This window comes from Necropsobacter massiliensis (assembly GCF_000827595.2).
Lineage (GTDB): Bacteria > Pseudomonadota > Gammaproteobacteria > Enterobacterales > Pasteurellaceae > Necropsobacter > Necropsobacter massiliensis.
Window position 1 is genome coordinate 1 of the sequence record NZ_LN776184.1, and the last position, 17,502, is coordinate 17,502.

Sequence of the window (17,502 nt, forward strand, 5' to 3'; positions counted from 1 at the left end):
ATATCAGACCAGTCAACAAGTACAATGGGCATCGTATTGCCCGAACAGATAAAGCTAGCATGCCAACGGTATACAGCGAGTCGCTCTTTGTGGAGGTGACGATTACCTAACAATCGGTCGATTCGTTTGATGTTATGTTTTGTTCTCGCTTTGGTTGGCAGGTTACGGCCAAGTTCGGTAAGAGTGAGAGTTTTACAGTCAAGTAATGCGTGGCAAGCCAACGTTAAGCTGTTGAGTCGTTTTAAGTGTAATTCGGGGCAGAATTGGTAAAGAGAGTCGTGTAAAATATCGAGTTCGCACATCTTGTTGTCTGATTATTGATTTTTCGCGAAACCATTTGATCATATGACAAGATGTGTATCCACCTTAACTTAATGATTTTTACCAAAATCATTAGGGGATTCATCAGCTTAAGGCCTTTAAGTTCACCTGCATCATTTTTAATTTTTTTTTCAATTTTTAGTTTAATGAAATTTGTCATAAATTGACTCCTAGTTATTTAAATCCTAACTGCTTAGACAATATATTTTACATTAAATTCTTCATAAAAAAGAATTTATTAGTTAATTCTTATTCTCTCTGTTATAAATACCTTTTAGTCTCGCCACTGTTGATTTAGATAAATCATATCGTTTCATTACTGTTGAAATAGAATCACCAGCTTTAAAATCCGCATAAATCTTTTTACGTATTTTATCTGTCACTTTAGGTGGACGGCCGCCTAATGCATTTTTATGACCTGAAGCAAGTTTTGTTCGCTTCCCTTCCTGAGTACGCTCGACAATAAAACTTCTTTCCAATTCAGCAAAAATACCTAACAATTGAATTAAGGCCATCCCCATAGGATTGTTTTGGGTTCGGGTATCTATTCCTTGTTGTATTGCAACAAAACCAATATTTTTATTCTTAAATAGTTCAAGTGTATTCAAACACTGAGTAAGACTCCTTCCTAAGCGATCAAGCTTAGTTACTGCAACAACATCCCCCTCTCGAATGTAATCTAGTAATTCATTTAATTGCGCTTTATTTTTCTCAGCTTTACCGGAATGCTTCCCTGAAAAAATTTTTTTGCAGCCATATTCTTTTAATGCTTGAATCTGTTCACTTAAATCCTGCTGCTGGGTTGATACCCTGGCGAAACCTATTAATGCCATATCACTCACCTTAATTAGAAAAATGGAAATCATTCATTCTTATATAACCCTTCTGACTCGTGAAAATAAAATAATCATTTAAATGGATATCTGTAAACATATCCATTTCATCTATATTTACTTCACAATCATTTTCGCTTTTATCTAAAGTAAAGAATTATCTTCGTAACTTCGAGCCCTTTTCTATTTCTGACCTAGACTCCTGAAATTTCTCCTCTAAATTGTTTCATTCTATTAACCCAAACTCTTGCTGAAAGGTTTCTAAATCAGATTAGGAGCTACTTACTAGTGGTAATGGAGCAATATTTACTTCACCTTTCGTAGCCTGAAAGTATATTTGCATTTTATCTGTACGCTACCATAATTCCCGCCAGCTTTAGCTTAATCATCTCCACCTTTAGCTCCATTATTTTTAACTACTGGCATTAATTCTACATTTAGTTTTTTATCATTATTATCGTTATTAATCATTTTTTATCCTTATATGTATTTTAAGCTTAACAATATAAACATCTAAAAATCTTTTTACCCTCAATCAAATGTCTTGCATTGAAATACATTCTTCCATATAATAGGTGCTGTCTTTCAATGTAAGACATATCTAGTTGGTTATCCAACTGTAAGTAACTTAAAGGAGATTATCATGGCTATCACAAACACATCATCTTTCAGCTTTAGATTAGCTGGGGATTTAAAACAGGAGGCGTTCAATATTCTGGAAAATTATGGTTTCACCCCATCTCAAGCATTAAATTTATTTTTAACTGAAATTGTTAATACAAAAACAGTTCCATTAAACCTCTCTTACTTACAGCCAAATGCTACAACACTTAATGCGATGCAAGAAGCTGAAAGCGGAGAATTAGAAATTATCACCTCAGCTAACTCAAATGAGAATATTGTTGAGGTTTTACAAAAAGTAAAAGGAGACCAATTTGGACAATCATCAGCGTCCGACACTTCAAGTCGCTATGACAAAAGAGTTTAGGAAAGACATCAAAAAATTAGCACCAAATCAACTTTGTTCACCACAATTTTCTGAGGTCATGTATTTACTGCAACGAGATCTCACTCTACCGGAAAATTACTTAGATCATCCCTTAAGGGGTGAGATGAACGGTTACCGAGATTGTCATATACTTAACGATCTTGTACTTATCTATCAAATTTTGGAGAAAGAAAACAAAAAAGAACTTAGATTAATCAGAATAGGAACGCACGCAGCCTTATTCAAATAAATTCATACAAATAGACTAAAACGCCTAGCAAAATTCCTTGCTGGGCGTTTTAGTTTATAAAAATAGAACCCGACATTGAACTAGCATTACCTTGGATATTACCTAATACTTGGATATTTCAAGACATACTTTTGACTGAACCAAATACATTGCCACTTACATTTCTTGTTGACCTACGGAACCTTTACTCATAGAGGTATGGAGTATTTTTATAGTTTGACTGCCATTTATTCCTACGTTCAAGTTTTGGATGTTACCTTTAACTAAAATTTCTAAGTTGCTTATATCACATTCAGCAAATTTTCTATTGATAAAAATTCTAGTTTACACTTTCATCTCCTTATACATTCAAAACTTAAAACTTTTTAGACTACCCATGCAGTATAGTCCCAAAACTTTAACAAAGCAAGTTTTTAGACAGTCCAAAAACATGAATAAAAGTTTCTGCACTAAATCATAGTATTTTACCTCTCGTATTCACTGACAATCTGTTTTTATTTTTAAAAGACTTTCTAAATAAAACTACTTACTAGAAAATCGGATGTTTAGAATTGGTTAAATTTTCAAATACTGCCCCAAATATGAAACGCTACCTACTCTATATAACATGCATTATTACAATTCAAAGTACTGAATCTATAGCTAATATAAGAGACCCTCACGAAGGGGGAATTTGTCACGTTGAAGCAGAATATTTTTATCCAGGAGTATGGGAAAAATATGGCGAAAAGGAGTTGATTTGTAACTACTGGAAATTTTTAGGTGATGAAGAACGAAGAATACTCGAATCAGAATTAAATGAGGGAGAAACTGAATCAGAGAATGAATATGGTGATGAATACAGCGATTATGATAGCCAGGATGAAATGTATAGTAACTAAATCAAAAAGGTTAAAGGAGTCTCAAAAGGATTAAGGGTAATGTAATAAAGGTAACCTTTCCAAAGGAAAGGTCTTACCTAAAAAGGCCAAAAGGCTTTTTTTCAAAAGGCTAAAAATGGCATCAATATCATTGATTAAACATTATTAACGGAGTTCTAAAACGAATAAGGTTAAGATAAAATTTTACAACTTGAAAGATAACGTTTATGTGAATAAACGTAAATTATGAATGGTTATAGAAATTAGCAATGTGATAGAAAATAAGGAGAACTAATGATTATAAGTAAAGGATTAAAATGTGAGTTATGCGGACATCGCTACAGAATAAGGGTTGGAATTGGGTTTGATTCTTATCAGAAACACTATTTTGATTGTTCTAATTGCAATATTAATATAGTCTTTGCTATAAGGACTAAGCCTCCAAGAGCTGATGTAGAAGCCGTAGAAAATTGTTCTCTTTTTTCGGGAGAGCCAAACATTGAACTCGAAGTCTTAAATTTTCACCCAAATTGTGCATTTAATAAAGATGATTTACATGATCCTCTTTGTTTTCCTACATTAATTTCGTGGCCTCTAATAATTCCACATATAAGGTTTAAACCAGGTAGAATGCAAAGTTTTGATAATCAATTTGATATACCAAATGCACCACACAAATGGTCTTTGATTAAAGGAATGATAACTAATATCCAAGATAACAAAAAAGCTTCAAATTTTGTTTTGCAATACACTAAACATAGAAACAAGGATATGAACCCATCATCTAATTTTGTGCGCGATGAAGAAATTATAGTTTATAAATCAGGTAGTGTTTATAGTGAATTTGATATCATTCATGAATTTTTTGATTCCCTTTTTTACCCTATGTTAGAAAACATTGTAGAACCGATAATTAATACGATTAAAAATATTCCTGAAAGCAAGCTTTCTAGTTTTATTAGGTATTGGCAGAGTGAGTTAAAACAAGAAAATCAATATCGCTATTTAAATACATTCTCTGAATATTTTCGCCATAGAGATCACTTCGGTCAAATAGTAATGTATTCTAGAATCGGACATAATGTTGATGATTTAATAGTGTCATCTAATGGGTTTGAGCAGATAAAGCTATATTATGGAGATGCCTATGAAGCGCTAACTTCAAATATGACTATTATTGCTTGTTTGAATAATATCATGGACGGTAGAGAGTTTGATGAATTTAAGTCAATGAAGCTATCAAAATACCTAGAAATAAATAAAGCAAATAAATCAAATCCATTTAAATTAACTCCTATATTTTCGGTCTTTGCAGAAAATGATATTGAATCTTCTATTCGAAATGGTTCTCATCATGCGTCAATATGGCGTGATGGTGAAAAAATAATGTATAAAAGTGGAGGGACTGGAGCTGAACATTGCATTCCATACACTCGATATCTGGATTATTGTAACAGGTTGACCATTAAATTAGCCGCTTTATTTATAATAGAATGCTACCTTAGTGAATACGTTAATGATTCAAAAAGTTTTGTAGTAAATTAAGAATAAGTAAGAGTATCAATCTATCCATGCTTGGTAGCTACTCTTTCTAGCGATATTAAGCTTGTATTAATATTTATTCTTGAATCAAAGTCATTTATTTATTGAGATTAACTCATAAATCGGTAGCATTTTGCAAAAATTTATGGGTTATTTTTTTATGTTTTCATCAATTTTTTATCGATTAAAAGGGAAAAAACAAGATTCCTTTACTATTCCAGTTCTAGATTCCCATAACCATTCAATGTCAAAGATTGATAGTGAGGGATGGATAACTCCGTTCTCTGCGTCAGAATTACTCAATTCTGAATTACGCCAAAAATACTTAAATTTACTTTGGCAACAAGTATCAATGACGCAAGATATGTTTAATGAGCTCTATAAAAAACCTATCGAGCGCTACGCTGAAATGGTTCAATTATTACCTGCCTCAGAATCACATCATCACTCACATTTAGGTGGTATGCTTGATCATGGCCTAGAAGTTCTTTCATTTGCAGCTAAATTACGACAAAGTTATGTATTGCCACAAAATGCTGCTCCGGAAGAACAATCTAAGCAACGTGATGCTTGGACTGCTGCTGTTATTTATGCTGCATTGGTTCATGACATTGGTAAAGTTATTGTTGATATAGATATACAATTAAAAGATGGTTCTCGTTGGTTTCCTTGGTTAGGAGTGCCAACTCAACCTTATAAATTCAAATATATTAAAGGGCGAGATTATGATCTTCACCCGGTTATGGGTAGTTTTCTTGCAAACTATTTAATTCCTAAAGAAGCATTTGCATGGTTAGCAGAATACCCGGAAGCTTTTTCAGCTTTAATGTATGCCATGGCTGATCATAAAGATAAAGCTGGTTTATTATCTGAAATAGTACAAAAAGCAGACCAAAACAGTGTAACTCTTGCACTAGGTGGAGACGTATCAAAACTGACTCAGAAACCTATAACATCATTTGCAAAACAGCTAGTCATGGCTTTACGTCATTTACTGCAACATAAATTTAAAATTAATACACCTAAAGGCCCATCTGATGGTTGGCTTACAGAGGATGCACTATGGTTAATGAGCAAACCCACTGCAGACCAAATTCGAGCTTATTTATTGGAGCAAGGGATATCAGCTCCAGCAGACAATCCTAAATTATTTAGTGAAATGCAATCGCTGGGGATTATTGAAAGTACAAATGATGGTACAGCAATTTGGCATTGTCGAATTAAAGCTGATTCAGGCTGGTGCCCACCTAAAGCATTTTCTTTACTCAGAATTAAACCGGAAGTAGCTTGGGAAAATCTTAATGACAGACCTGGTATATTTTTAGGTCGAGTCGATATTGAAAATGAAGAACAATTAAATTCAGGTGAAGATACTAAAGAAGAAAATTCAGTGATTATGGAATCTGAAATGCCACTTCCTGCAATAACAGGTACACTGAATAAACCGGATTTGTCTGAAAATACATCCTCTCAAAACACTCAAATCAATACCCAAAACTCAGAAACCGAGACGGATATGACTGATTTGGTAATGAATTTATTTTCACCTGTAGAAGAATCTCAAGACTCTACTGATAAAAAACCATCTCAAGAAAGTGAAATAAATAAAATCGCCTCTACCCCATCTATAGCAACGGATGATGATACAAAGGAAACTGAGGCTGTCTCAGGAGAGATTTTTGTTGAATGGCTAAAATCCGGAATTATCGGGAATACCCTAACTATTAATAATTCAAATGCTAAATTACATATAGTCAAAGGCAAACTTTTCCTTGTAACACCTGGAATCTTTCAGCTATTTTTCAATAGTAAGGGCATTACTAACTTTACTAAAAAAGATATCGAAAATTTGCAATATAGTTTCCAAGACCTTAAATTACACAAGAAATACCGTCAATCAAACAATGATAGTATTAATTTTTGGCGCTGTAAGGTTATTGGCCCAAGAAGAACCTCTCAATTGATTGGGTATTTGATTGATAAAACCGACTATTTTTTCGGTAATAGAATTCCAATTGATAATTTGCATTTATCACTTATTGAGGAAAATGAAAGTGAATAGAACCACATTTGATATGTTACTTAGTAATTTTTTTTATACCGTCATTTACGTATAGATACTATTAAAAGCTATGAAAAAGCAATTAGACAATTACAGAAAAATTGTAGTATTCAATATCCTGATGAAATATCAGACTCATTAATACTCCAATGGAGAAAGAGAGTTGTTGGACAATCTATCATTGAAGTGACTTGGAACAGCTATATTCGTCAGCTAAAGACTATTTTCAAATTTGGAATTGAAAAACAACTTCTCCCATTTACAAAGAACCCTTTCGATGGTTTGTTCATTAGAGAAGGAAAGAAGAAAAGGAAAGTATATACTTCTTCAGATTTAAAAAAACTTAGCTTTGGAATCACTGAATCAAAGCATCTTCCTTCTATTCTTCGCCCATTATGGTTTACTAAAACCATAATTATGACTTTCCGCTATACGGCAATTCGACGCTCTCAGTTAAATAAATTAAGGATTAAAGATGTAGATTTGCTGAATCAAGTTATTCATATTCCATCTGAGATAAATAAAAATCACGAGTATCATATACTTCCTATATCAACTACGCTTTATCCTTATCTAAAGAAATTATTAACTGAACTAAGTAAATTGAATCAGCCTGTAGAATCTCAACTATTTAACATTAATTTATTTTCAAATGCTGTTAAACGAAAGGGAGAAAAAATGACCAATGACCAGGTGAGCTATATCTTCAAAGTTATTTCAAAATATACGGGAATTATTAGCTCCCCTCACAGATTTAGGCATACAGCAGCAACAAATCTAATGAAAAAACCTGAAAACCTGTATATAGCCAAACAATTACTAGGACATAAAGATGTCAAAGTTACATTGAGTTATATTGAAGATAATATTGATTCAATAAGAGAATATACAGAATTACTTTAGATAGTCATGCAAGGAGCATCCAAGGGTGTTCCTTGCGAAATAAATTTAAACCGCTCATTCTCAGCTTATTCATCCTTATAAAAATATTTTTAAAATTAATACATTCAGGCTTTACAAACTAGTATTTTTGTGTAAGATCTAACCTATCCACAGAGCGTTAGTGGGTAGATCATGGTGTATTGGCTAGGTACACGGAATTGGTCTAAACAAATAGTTTTCAAACTTAACAAATAGTTTTCAAACTTAAATGATGTACACAAGGGATTTAAAATCCCTCGCCTTTCGAGGCGTGGCGGTTCAAGTCCGCCCTCGGGCACCATCTAAAACGGCTAAATTTTAGCCAAAAGCTCATCTAAGAGCTTACTTTTTAGACAGAATTAAAAGATTTAGTTTAATTTTGATAAAAAGTGAGTTCGTCATGACAAGTTCAGTGCTAAATGCTTTTAAAACCCGGTTCGCAGTCACCGTGTTATCAATTAAAGGTGGCGCGAAAAGCACTAATGCCGCTAACAAATATAGCGCCTGTTTAATTTTTATGATCCAAATCAGAAAATCCATTCTTTCCCACCGCGGCTGATTTCTTTTCAACCGGCTGAATGTTAGAATCCCTGCAACTCAACGAACATTACACGATGACAAATGACATTTTCATTAATTTATCTTCATATTATCTGCGCTTTCACCAGCTTGGCATTATTAATTGTACGTGGATTGATGCAGCTTTTCGGTAAGAACTGGCGGGCGATAAAACTGTTAAAAATTCTACCGCACTTATCCGACACACTATTGATTATCAGCGGGGCGATTATTTTATTTACGATGTCATTCGGCTTCCCATGGTGGATTATCGGCAAACTGGTGCTGCTCATTTGCTATGTGATCTGGGCAACGAGCTACTTCCATAAAACGGCAACGCCCCCCAACGTCAGTAAATTATTGCTGGCTTGTGCGGCATTTGTCGGCGCAATGCTGTTAGGTTACTTTCATTAAAAAATGCCGAACGATATTTACCGTTCGGCATCCGCAATTTATTTATCGAGCGCTAACCACCCGCTAATTTCACGCTAAAGCCTTTCTGCACTAAGAGCTGCTTCAGTAATTCACGTTTTTCTCCCTGAATTTCAATGCAGCCGTTTTTCACCGCGCCACCGCAACCGCAACGTTTTTTTAATTCGGTGGCTAGTGCTTTCAGTTCATCATCATTTAAATCCAAGCCACTAATCAGGCTGACACCATTGCCTTTTCGTCCGCTCACTTGACGATGAATACGCACGATACCATCACCCTTTGGTCTGTCTGGCTGTTTTTTCTGCTCTTTTATTCGTCCGCTTGCCGTCGAATAAACCAACACGCTGTCTGACATATCAACCTTCGATTGACGCGTTAATCGCCCGTAATACTTCCGCCGGATTTTCCGCTTGGGTGATTGGGCGTCCGATTACCAGATAATCGGAACCGGCCTGAATCGCGGCTGGCGGCGTCATCACTCGGCGCTGATCGCCGAAATCCGACCCGATAGGACGAATTCCCGGCGTGACCAGCGTAAAATCTTTACCGCAGTGAGCTCGCAAAATTTCCACTTCCTGAGGCGAACACACTACACCGTCCAAGCCGGCACGCTGAGTTAAATTAGCCAAGCGAATCACCTGTTCCATCGGCGAGGCGTTAATTCCAATCTGCAATAAATCCAGATCCTCCATACTGGTCAACACCGTTACACCAATCAAAATCGGTGCATCTTTGCCGTACGGTTCGAGAATTTTTTTCGCTTCTTCCATCATGCGCAAACCGCCGCTGGCGTGTAAATCCACCATCCAGACACCTAAATCCGCTGCCGAGCGCACCGCTCTGGCAACCGTATTGGGAATATCATGAAATTTTAAATCCAAAAACACATCAAAATGACGCTGCTGCAACTGCTTGATAAAATGCGTGCCCAGCGTGGTAAACATTTCTTTTCCCACTTTCAAACGACATAAACTCGGATCGATTTGATCGACCAGTGCCAGCGCCTGTGCTTCTTTTTCATAATCCAATGCAACGATGACTTTACTGCTCATAACTTTTCCTTATTAAATCAATTGTGTTCAATTCCACGAATCGGTTTGATACTTTCCCACTGACGGCAGGACGGACAACACCATGTCAGTTTGTGAGTCTGATAACCGCAGTTTATACAACGATAATCAAATCCTTGTTTTATCCGTTCTCCGACCATTTTATGCAACAGAATCAGGCTGTCTTTGGCTCTTCCCGGCTCCGCATTATCAATCTGGTATTGAATAAAACGATGGAAAATAAACGTGCTTGGGTTCTGATTCAGCTGCTGATACAATTTAGTCTGGGCGGCAAACGAGCCGTCTTTTTCCGCAATCAGATCTGCAAGCGCCAAATCCACTGCGCTGTTACGACAAATCTGGCTAGCTTTAATCAAAAACAGCTCGAAATTATCCAGCTGATTTAATTCCTGATAACAGTATTTCAGCGCTGGCAACACTTCGCCGATATAAGCGGCATTTTGCTGCAAAATATTTTCAAAATTTTTGACCGCACTTTGGTAATCCAATCGCACCATGTAGGCTTCCGCCAGCAGCATTGAGGCGCGCACGCAATTCGGTGCAACTTTCAACGCCTGCTGTAAAATATCAATCGGTTTATCTTTGCTTTCCGCATTCAGCCCCAATGCATATTCACAATAATAATGAGCCAGTTCAATGTTATCTTCTTTGGGAGCGATTTTTGCCAGTTTCTCGGCAACATTAACGGCTTTTTTCCATTCCTTCGTTTTTTGATAAATAATCGCCAGCTGCTGTAGGGCGCCTTCAGCAAACTCCGGTTCATCCACTAATGTAATATACAGATTCTCTGCACGATCAAAAAAACCGACGGTCATAAAATCTCTGGCAAGCTGCTGTTTTGCCAGTAATTTTTGTTCAAAGCTATAATTCGGACTGCGATCTAACGCCTGATGAATGCGCAATGCGCGATCCACCTCACCGCGCGAACGGAACAAGTTGCCTAAAGTCAGTTCCGCTTCAAACTGAGAGGCACTTTCTATTTCGTTTTCAGCTTCCTGCTTTTGCAGCATATCTAAAAACAAATCCACCGCTTTATCCGGCTGATTAGATAACAAAAAGTTTACGCCGGTAACATAATCGCGGGAAAGTTTATTACTGATATCTTCCTGATCTTTTTTCGCGCTGCGATGCCCCATATACCAACCATAAGCGGCGGCAATCGGTAACAACAGAAAGAGCAGTTCAAGCATTATTAGGCGGCCTTATCGCGGCTAGTAGCTAATTCGTTAATTTGTAATGTCTGACGTTTAATCTGACGAGCAAGAGACATATTTTTTAGCTTTAATTTCAAATAAAAAAACGCGCAAATCAACCAGCCCAAAAATAATCCCAACCCGAATAAAATAGCAACCAGCGTGGAAAGCTGCACTTCGCTTTGCGCAACGATATAATTAAATGAAATGATTTGATCATTATTGGCGCCAACAGTAATTGCAACCAACACAACGGCGAGCAAAATAATAAATCCGAAAATATATTTAATCATAACTGTTCTCCCGGGAAATACGTGCGTATCATTATGCCAAAAATAAACACAAAAAACGACACTTAAAGTGTCGTTATTTCAATTAGTTGATATATTATGCCCGAACGTCCACGCGTTCTCTCAGCTCTTTACCCGCTTTAAAGTGAGGTACCGATTTGGCTTCCAGTTTTACCTGATCGCCAGTCTTCGGATTACGCCCGATACGCGGTTGGCGAAAATGCAATGAAAAACTGCCGAAACCGCGCACTTCAATACGATCACCCTTCTCTAACGTCTGCGACATCTGTTCTAAAATATCCTTTACCGCGTTTTCAACATCTTTCACCGCGATAGAAGGATTTTTTTGAACTAAATTTTCAATAAGTTCTGACTTGGTCATAATATTCTCCTCATCTCTTACCGATCGGCACGATAAAATACCGCGCCGACCATTTTAAGGGAATGCTTAATTATTCGCCTTTTGCCGCTTTGAACGCTTCAGCAAACGCATTCGGCATAGCAATATCTTCTTGCTTGTTGTTGACGCTTGCAACCGCTGCTGCTTCTTCAGCCTGATCTTTTGCTTTCACTGATAAGTGAACGATACGGGCTTTACGATCCACACCGGTATATTTTGCTTCAACTGTATCACCGGCAGCAACTTCGCTGGTTAAATCGCCTGCACGGATATAGCCTTCAACACCGCCGTCCAATTCGACTTTAGCGCCTTTTGCATCTGCTTCAACGACTTTAGCCGTAACGATAGCACCTTTTTTGTTTAATGCGACGAAGTTATTGAACGGATCTTCTTCCAGTTGTTTGATCCCTAAAGAGATACGTTCTTTGGCAGAGTCCACTTGCAATACGATAGCAGATACTTCATCGCCTTTCTTATAGCTGCGAACCGCTTCTTCGCCCGGTACATTCCAAGAAATATCAGACAAATGCACTAAACCGTCGATGCCGCCTTCCAGACCGATGAAGATACCGAAGTCAGTGATGGATTTGATTTTACCGGAAACTTTATCACCTTTATTGTGAGTTTCGGCAAATTGTAACCATGGGTTAGGTTTGCACTGTTTTAAACCTAAAGAAATACGACGACGTTCTTCATCGATTTCCAATACCATGACTTCAACTACATCACCAAGACTAACCACTTTAGACGGATGAATGTTTTTGTTTGTCCAATCCATTTCGGAAACGTGAACTAAACCTTCAACACCTTCTAAAATTTCCACGAAGCAGCCGTAATCAGTTAAATTGGTCACTTTACCGGTTAATTTGCTGCCGACCGGGTGGTTTTCAGCGATAGCAACCCATGGATCCTGACCTAATTGTTTTAAGCCTAAGGATACGCGAGTGCGATCTTTATCAAATTTCAATACTTTAACTGTGATTTCATCACCAACGTTCACGATTTCGCTCGGATGTTTAACGCGTTTCCAAGCCATATCGGTGATATGCAACAAGCCGTCAACGCCGCCTAAATCAACAAACGCACCGTAGTCGGTAAGATTTTTCACTGTACCTTTCACTTCAGCGCCTTCAGACAGGCTGGCTAAAATTTCTTCGCGATCTTGGCTGTTTTCAGATTCGATTACCGCACGACGGGAAACAACTACGTTATTACGTTTTTGATCCAGTTTGATAACTTTGAATTCCAGCTCTTTGCCTTCAAGATGTGCAGTGTCACGTACCGGGCGGGTATCAACTAATGAGCCAGGTAAGAATGCACGTACACCGTTCAGCTCAACTGTGAAGCCGCCTTTCACTTTACCGTTGATTAAACCGGTAACAGTTGCTTGTTCTTCGTATGCTTTTTCCAGTTCGATCCAAGATTCGTGACGAACGGCTTTCTCACGGGATAATTTAGTTTCACCGTAACCGTCTTCAACGGCGTCCAACGCAACATTGATCACATCGCCGACTTTCACATCCAGTTCGCCTTGAGCATTCTGGAATTCCTCCGCCGGAATACGCGCTTCGGATTTTAAACCTGCATCGACATATACGAAGCCTTTTTCAATCGCGACAACGGTACCGTTAACGATAGAACCCAAGCGGGTTTCCAGGCCTTTTAATGATTCTTCAAATAGTTGAGCAAAAGATTCTGACATAATTAATCTTCTAAGTTAGTTAATAACGTCCACTTCTTATCCATAAAAGTGGGGCTGATCATACATGTTTATTCGTTCCCTGAATAAACGGATTGCGATGATTTCGACCGCAAGTCAAGCCGTTGCCGAATATAGACTAACGCGCGCTCAACAACCTGATCAATACCCAATTCGGTACTGTCTAATAACAGCGCGTCCTGCGCCGGTTTGAGCGGCGCCACCGCACGGTTTCTGTCACGGCAGTCACGCGCCTTTATCTCGGCCAAAATCTGTGCAAAGTTACCATTAATCCCTTTATTTTGCAACTGATTATAGCGTCTTTTCGCTCTTTCTTCCGCACTGGCGTCTAAAAACAGTTTAACCTGCGCCTCGGGAAAAACCACCGTGCCCATATCACGCCCGTCGGCAATCAGCCCTTTTGGTGTGGCGAAATCGCGCTGTAGCTGTAACAACGCCGCACGTACCTGCGCAAATACCGCAATTTTGGAAGCCGCCTCCGCCACTTCTTGCGTACGAATCTGCGCACTGACATCATCCCCATCAAGGATAATCTTCACTTCCCCCGCCTGCGGCAAAAATTGAATCGCCAGCTTGTCCGCCAGCTCGGCGAGCGCAGCTTCATCTGTCAACGCCACTTGCCGTTGCAGCGCCGCCAACGCGGTCACACGATAAATTGCGCCGCTATCCAATAACGCAAAACCCAGCTGCTGCGCTAAGGCATAGCATAATGTGCCTTTTCCCGCCCCGCTCGGACCGTCGACGGTAATTACAATATTGTTTGTCATTATTTACTCTTTTAACCTAAAAAAATTCTTTAAATTCGACCGCACTTTTTACCTATCTCAATACGATCATTGCCCACCTGATTTTACCTGAAGATCGGGATAATCCATAAAGAATAATTTCACAGTAAAAAACTGTTTATCTTTCATTATGTTATAAATCGTAATCAGCATAACTCGCCGCATTCGCGTTAATTTGCCGGGTATCAGACTGACTAACGCTTGCTTTTTTGAAAAAATAGGTATAGTTTACGCCTATTATTTTGTAGCAAACACTTTCCATTTATACAATATATACCGATATAGGGAGACCAATATGGAAACGATAAATAAAGAATTCGAACTAAAACGGCAAGGAAAAATTCCACGTTTAACCAATAAAACCTTTAAGTTCGATCCCCGCATTAAAGACGGTTGGTTCTCCGCGGTGTATTTCCTGAAAACAGCAGAAATCATTAAACAGCGCCGACCAAAACAACGGGTGACAATGCAGTTTTTCCAGAAAAAAGACGCCATCCTGTGCGGTGTTGATGAAGCAATCGCATTGCTGCACACCTTTGCCGTTAATCCGCACGAGTTAACCGTTTGGGCATTACATGACGGTGATAAAATCAAACCTTTTGAAACTGTCTTAATGATTGAAGGCTATTACGAAGACTTCGGTTATCTGGAGGGCTTAATCGACGGCGTGCTGGCTCGCCGTACCGCGGTCGCAACCAATGTCTATAATGTGGTGCAAGCTGCTGGCAATAAACAGGTGATTTTTATGGGAGACCGCGACGATCACTTCTCTCAACAGGCGGGCGACGGCTATTCCGCTTATATCGGCGGAGTGGCAGCGCAAGCCACCCATGCAATGAACGAATGGTGGGGGCGAGAAGGTGTCGGCACCATGCCTCATGCGCTGATTCAATTATTCGACGGTGATTTAATCAACGCCTGCGAGGCGTATTTAGCCACTTATCCGGAAGATAATTTAGTCGCGCTGGTGGATTACCACAATGACGTGATCACCGACAGCCTAAAAGTTGCCCGCCATTTCGGCGAGCGTCTGTACGGCGTTCGTCTGGATACCGCCGCCAATATGGTAGATCAGTATTTTTTACGCAATCAACACGAATTCGGTCAGGAAGATCTGCGCGGCACCAATGTCTGTCTGGTACGCCGCTTACGTGAACATTTGGATGCCGCCGGCTTTCAACGGGTTAAAATTATCGTCAGCGGCGGTTTTGACGCCGATAAAATCCGCCGTTTTGAAGCGCAAAACGCACCGGTGGACTCTTACGGCGTGGGTTCAAGTTTGCTCAAAGTCAATATCGGTTTTACCGGCGACTGTGTCCGCCTTAACGGCAAACAACAGGCGAAACAGGGGCGCCGCTACAGCTTTAACCCGCGCCTAAGTGCGGTGCAATTTTCGGCAGTTTCTGAAGGCTAATCACAATGACAAACAAGACGTTGAAAACCTTTCTGGCTGCGCGCAATATTGAATTCAGCCTGCGCCGTTATGCGATCGATGCCATGAACTTTATGGCGCTGGGTTTATTCGGTTCCCTGATTATCGGGCTGATTCTGAAAAATCTGGGCGGCTGGTTGGCTCAACCATGGCTGGTTGAACTGGGTGCACAAGCTCAAGCAAGCATAGGAGCGGCTATCGGTGTGGGTGTGGCTTACGCCTTAAAAGCGCCGCCGCTGGCGCTACTCACCAGTACCACCACCGGCATGTTAGGTGCGGCATTAGGCGGACCTATCGGTTGTTTTATCGCGGCGGCAATCGGTGCCGAATGCGGTAAGTTGGTCAGCAAACTCACGCCGATCGATATTTTAGTCACCCCTGCCGCTACACTGATAACCGGCATGCTCGCGGCGACATTAATCGGTCCGCTGCTCGCCTCATTTATGCGCGAAACCGGTGAGTTGATCATGTGGGCAGTGGAACTTCAGCCGATTCCGATGAGCATTATTGTTTCCATCCTCATGGGAATGATTCTAACCCTGCCGATATCCAGTGCCGCAATTGCGGTAACCCTGTCATTAAGCGGTCTGGCAGGCGGCGCTGCAACCATTGGCTGCTGTGCACAAATGATCGGTTTTGCGGTGATGAGCTTCCGTGAAAACCGTTGGGCAGGTTTACTTAGCCAAGGACTTGGCACCAGCATGCTGCAAATGCCGAATATCGTGAAAAATCCTAAAATCTGGTTGCCGCCGACATTAGCCGGCGCCATTATCGCACCTTTTGCGACAGTCTGGTTTCAGATGCAGAATATTCCTTCCGGCGCTGGCATGGGCACCAGTGGACTGGTAGGGCAAATCGGTACAATCGATGCCATGGGTAACAGCTTGTCGGTCTGGTCGGCAATTATCTTGCTGCATTTTGTGTTGCCTGCCGTATTCACCTTATTATTGGCCGCCTTTATGCGCCGCAAAGGCTGGATTAAGCCGGACGACCTCAGACTTGATGTATAGTATTTGCTACAAACACCAAAGGACACCTTGATGAAAAATTATCTGAATTATTTATTGCAATGGCTGGAACAACAGCGTCTGGATTACGGCGCAAACGGTTATGTAGTCGGTATCAGCGGCGGCATTGATTCCGCTGTGGTCACTCATTTATTAATGCGCTGCGGTGCGCCGGTACAGGGCTTAATTCTGCCGTCCGAAACCACTTCCGTGCAGGATATTGAAGACGCCTATCTGGTCGCCGCAAGCGCACAATGCCCCGTGCTGGAAGTGCCGATTATCGACACCTACCGCACCTTTATGCAAACTATGCAATCGCTGTTCAACGCGCAGGCAGAACGTCAGAATGTCATCGCCGGCAATTTGCAAGCGCGTTTACGCATGATGTCATTATATGCTTATGCGCAAAGTCATCAGGCAATCGTGGTCGGCACCGATAATGCGGCAGAATGGCTGACCGGCTATTTCACCAAATTCGGCGACGGCGGCGTGGATATCGCCCCGCTGCTGCGACTGCGTAAAGAGCAAGTATACGAACTGGCGGCATTGTTACAGGTTCCACAACAATTATTGCAAAAATCACCAAGCGCGGGCTTATGGCAAGGACAAACCGACGAAGACGAAATGGGCGTCAGCTACCGCGATATTGACGCCTTTCTACGCGGCGAACCGGTATCCGCACAAGCCTTGACGCAAATCGAATTCTGGCATAACCGTTCACACCACAAACGCCGTTTGCCGCCAGTGCCAAAATCCGTCGAGGAAATTACAAGTGTATAAAAAACATTGAAAAAACCGACCGCACTTTGCATCTCACCTCAACCTCTGAGGCGACTAA

18 protein-coding genes and 1 pseudogene are annotated in these 17,502 nt (G+C 40.1%); 10 read left to right on the top strand and 9 right to left on the bottom strand.

All coding sequences use genetic code 11. The features are described from left to right. Together BN3349_RS06310 and BN3349_RS06320 are read right to left on the bottom strand one after the other, a co-directional pair. A pseudogene (locus BN3349_RS06310) lies at positions 1-302 on the bottom strand (IS4 family transposase); the annotation flags it as partial. Positions 303-563: 261 nt separating this feature from the next. Continuing rightward, positions 564-1,154: a recombinase family protein gene (locus BN3349_RS06320; RefSeq protein WP_014064968.1), complete on the bottom strand. Its 591-nt coding sequence runs from the start codon at positions 1,152-1,154 to the stop codon at positions 564-566. A gap of 643 nt (positions 1,155-1,797) precedes the next feature. Between BN3349_RS06320 and BN3349_RS06325 the strand changes: the two genes are divergently transcribed. The 7 genes from BN3349_RS06325 (at position 1,798) to BN3349_RS06360 (ending at position 8,749) form a co-directional block, all read left to right on the top strand. Continuing rightward, complete coding sequence (locus BN3349_RS06325; RefSeq protein WP_014064967.1) at positions 1,798-2,142, top strand: type II toxin-antitoxin system RelB/DinJ family antitoxin; 345 nt, start codon at positions 1,798-1,800, stop codon at positions 2,140-2,142. Further along, positions 2,126-2,392 carry a type II toxin-antitoxin system YafQ family toxin gene (locus BN3349_RS06330; protein ID WP_014064966.1) on the top strand — a complete coding sequence of 89 codons (267 nt, stop codon included), beginning with the start codon at positions 2,126-2,128 and terminating at the stop codon, positions 2,390-2,392. Before BN3349_RS06325 ends, BN3349_RS06330 begins: the two co-directional genes overlap by 17 nt. A 581-nt stretch (positions 2,393-2,973) precedes the next feature. Beyond that, positions 2,974-3,273 carry a hypothetical protein gene (locus tag BN3349_RS06335; protein WP_040976640.1) on the top strand — a complete coding sequence of 100 codons (300 nt, stop codon included), beginning with the start codon at positions 2,974-2,976 and terminating at the stop codon, positions 3,271-3,273. Between the two features lie 273 nt (positions 3,274-3,546). Beyond that, positions 3,547-4,797, top strand: coding sequence for a hypothetical protein (locus BN3349_RS06340; protein ID WP_040976517.1), 1,251 nt, complete (start codon positions 3,547-3,549; stop codon positions 4,795-4,797). A 157-nt stretch (positions 4,798-4,954) separates the two neighbouring features. Next, the gene (gene mobH / locus BN3349_RS06345; RefSeq protein WP_040976641.1) at positions 4,955-6,856 is read left to right on the top strand and encodes a MobH family relaxase; all 1,902 of its coding nucleotides are present in this window, start codon (positions 4,955-4,957) and stop codon (positions 6,854-6,856) included. 60 nt (positions 6,857-6,916) lie between these two features. Continuing rightward, positions 6,917-7,759: a tyrosine-type recombinase/integrase gene (locus BN3349_RS06350; protein ID WP_011271867.1), complete on the top strand. Its 843-nt coding sequence runs from the start codon at positions 6,917-6,919 to the stop codon at positions 7,757-7,759. A 639-nt stretch (positions 7,760-8,398) separates the two neighbouring features. Beyond that, positions 8,399-8,749 (top strand): SirB2 family protein, encoded by a 351-nt coding sequence (locus BN3349_RS06360; protein ID WP_040976519.1) that lies wholly within the window; start codon positions 8,399-8,401, stop codon positions 8,747-8,749. A gap of 52 nt (positions 8,750-8,801) precedes the next feature. Here the strand turns inward: BN3349_RS06360 and yciH are convergent, their stop codons facing one another. The 7 genes from yciH to cmk form a co-directional block, all read right to left on the bottom strand. After that, on the bottom strand, positions 8,802-9,122 hold the full coding sequence (gene yciH, locus BN3349_RS06365) for a stress response translation initiation inhibitor YciH (protein ID WP_040976520.1): 321 nt from the start codon (positions 9,120-9,122) through the stop codon (positions 8,802-8,804). 1 nt (position 9,123) lies between these two features. Continuing rightward, positions 9,124-9,819 carry an orotidine-5'-phosphate decarboxylase gene (gene pyrF / locus BN3349_RS06370; protein ID WP_040976521.1) on the bottom strand — a complete coding sequence of 232 codons (696 nt, stop codon included), beginning with the start codon at positions 9,817-9,819 and terminating at the stop codon, positions 9,124-9,126. Between the two features lie 17 nt (positions 9,820-9,836). After that, positions 9,837-11,027 carry a lipopolysaccharide assembly protein LapB gene (lapB, locus tag BN3349_RS06375; RefSeq protein ID WP_040976522.1) on the bottom strand — a complete coding sequence of 397 codons (1,191 nt, stop codon included), beginning with the start codon at positions 11,025-11,027 and terminating at the stop codon, positions 9,837-9,839. Positions 11,028-11,029: 2 nt separating this feature from the next. Beyond that, a complete protein-coding gene (locus BN3349_RS06380) occupies positions 11,030-11,323 on the bottom strand; it encodes a LapA family protein (RefSeq protein WP_040976523.1) in 294 nt (97 codons plus the stop codon). Between the two features lie 94 nt (positions 11,324-11,417). After that, the gene (locus BN3349_RS06385; protein WP_040976524.1) at positions 11,418-11,702 is read right to left on the bottom strand and encodes an integration host factor subunit beta; all 285 of its coding nucleotides are present in this window, start codon (positions 11,700-11,702) and stop codon (positions 11,418-11,420) included. A gap of 70 nt (positions 11,703-11,772) precedes the next feature. Continuing rightward, entirely contained in the window at positions 11,773-13,422 is a 1,650-nt protein-coding gene (rpsA, locus tag BN3349_RS06390) for a 30S ribosomal protein S1 (protein WP_040976525.1), read from the bottom strand. Between the two features lie 68 nt (positions 13,423-13,490). Next, the gene (gene cmk, locus BN3349_RS06395) at positions 13,491-14,207 is read right to left on the bottom strand and encodes a (d)CMP kinase (protein WP_048736557.1); all 717 of its coding nucleotides are present in this window, start codon (positions 14,205-14,207) and stop codon (positions 13,491-13,493) included. Between the two features lie 313 nt (positions 14,208-14,520). On the opposite strand from cmk, the gene BN3349_RS06400 reads away from it, so the two are divergent. Genes BN3349_RS06400 through nadE form a run of 3 tightly spaced genes read left to right on the top strand, consistent with a single transcriptional unit; the run spans position 14,521 to position 17,444 of the window. Next, a complete protein-coding gene (locus tag BN3349_RS06400) occupies positions 14,521-15,639 on the top strand; it encodes a nicotinate phosphoribosyltransferase (protein ID WP_040976526.1) in 1,119 nt (372 codons plus the stop codon). A 5-nt stretch (positions 15,640-15,644) separates the two neighbouring features. After that, entirely contained in the window at positions 15,645-16,667 is a 1,023-nt protein-coding gene (locus BN3349_RS06405) for a PTS sugar transporter subunit IIC (protein WP_040976527.1), read from the top strand. Between the two features lie 30 nt (positions 16,668-16,697). Next, positions 16,698-17,444 (top strand): NAD(+) synthase, encoded by a 747-nt coding sequence (gene nadE / locus BN3349_RS06410; RefSeq protein WP_040976528.1) that lies wholly within the window; start codon positions 16,698-16,700, stop codon positions 17,442-17,444. The last annotated feature ends 58 nt before the right edge of the window (positions 17,445-17,502 follow it).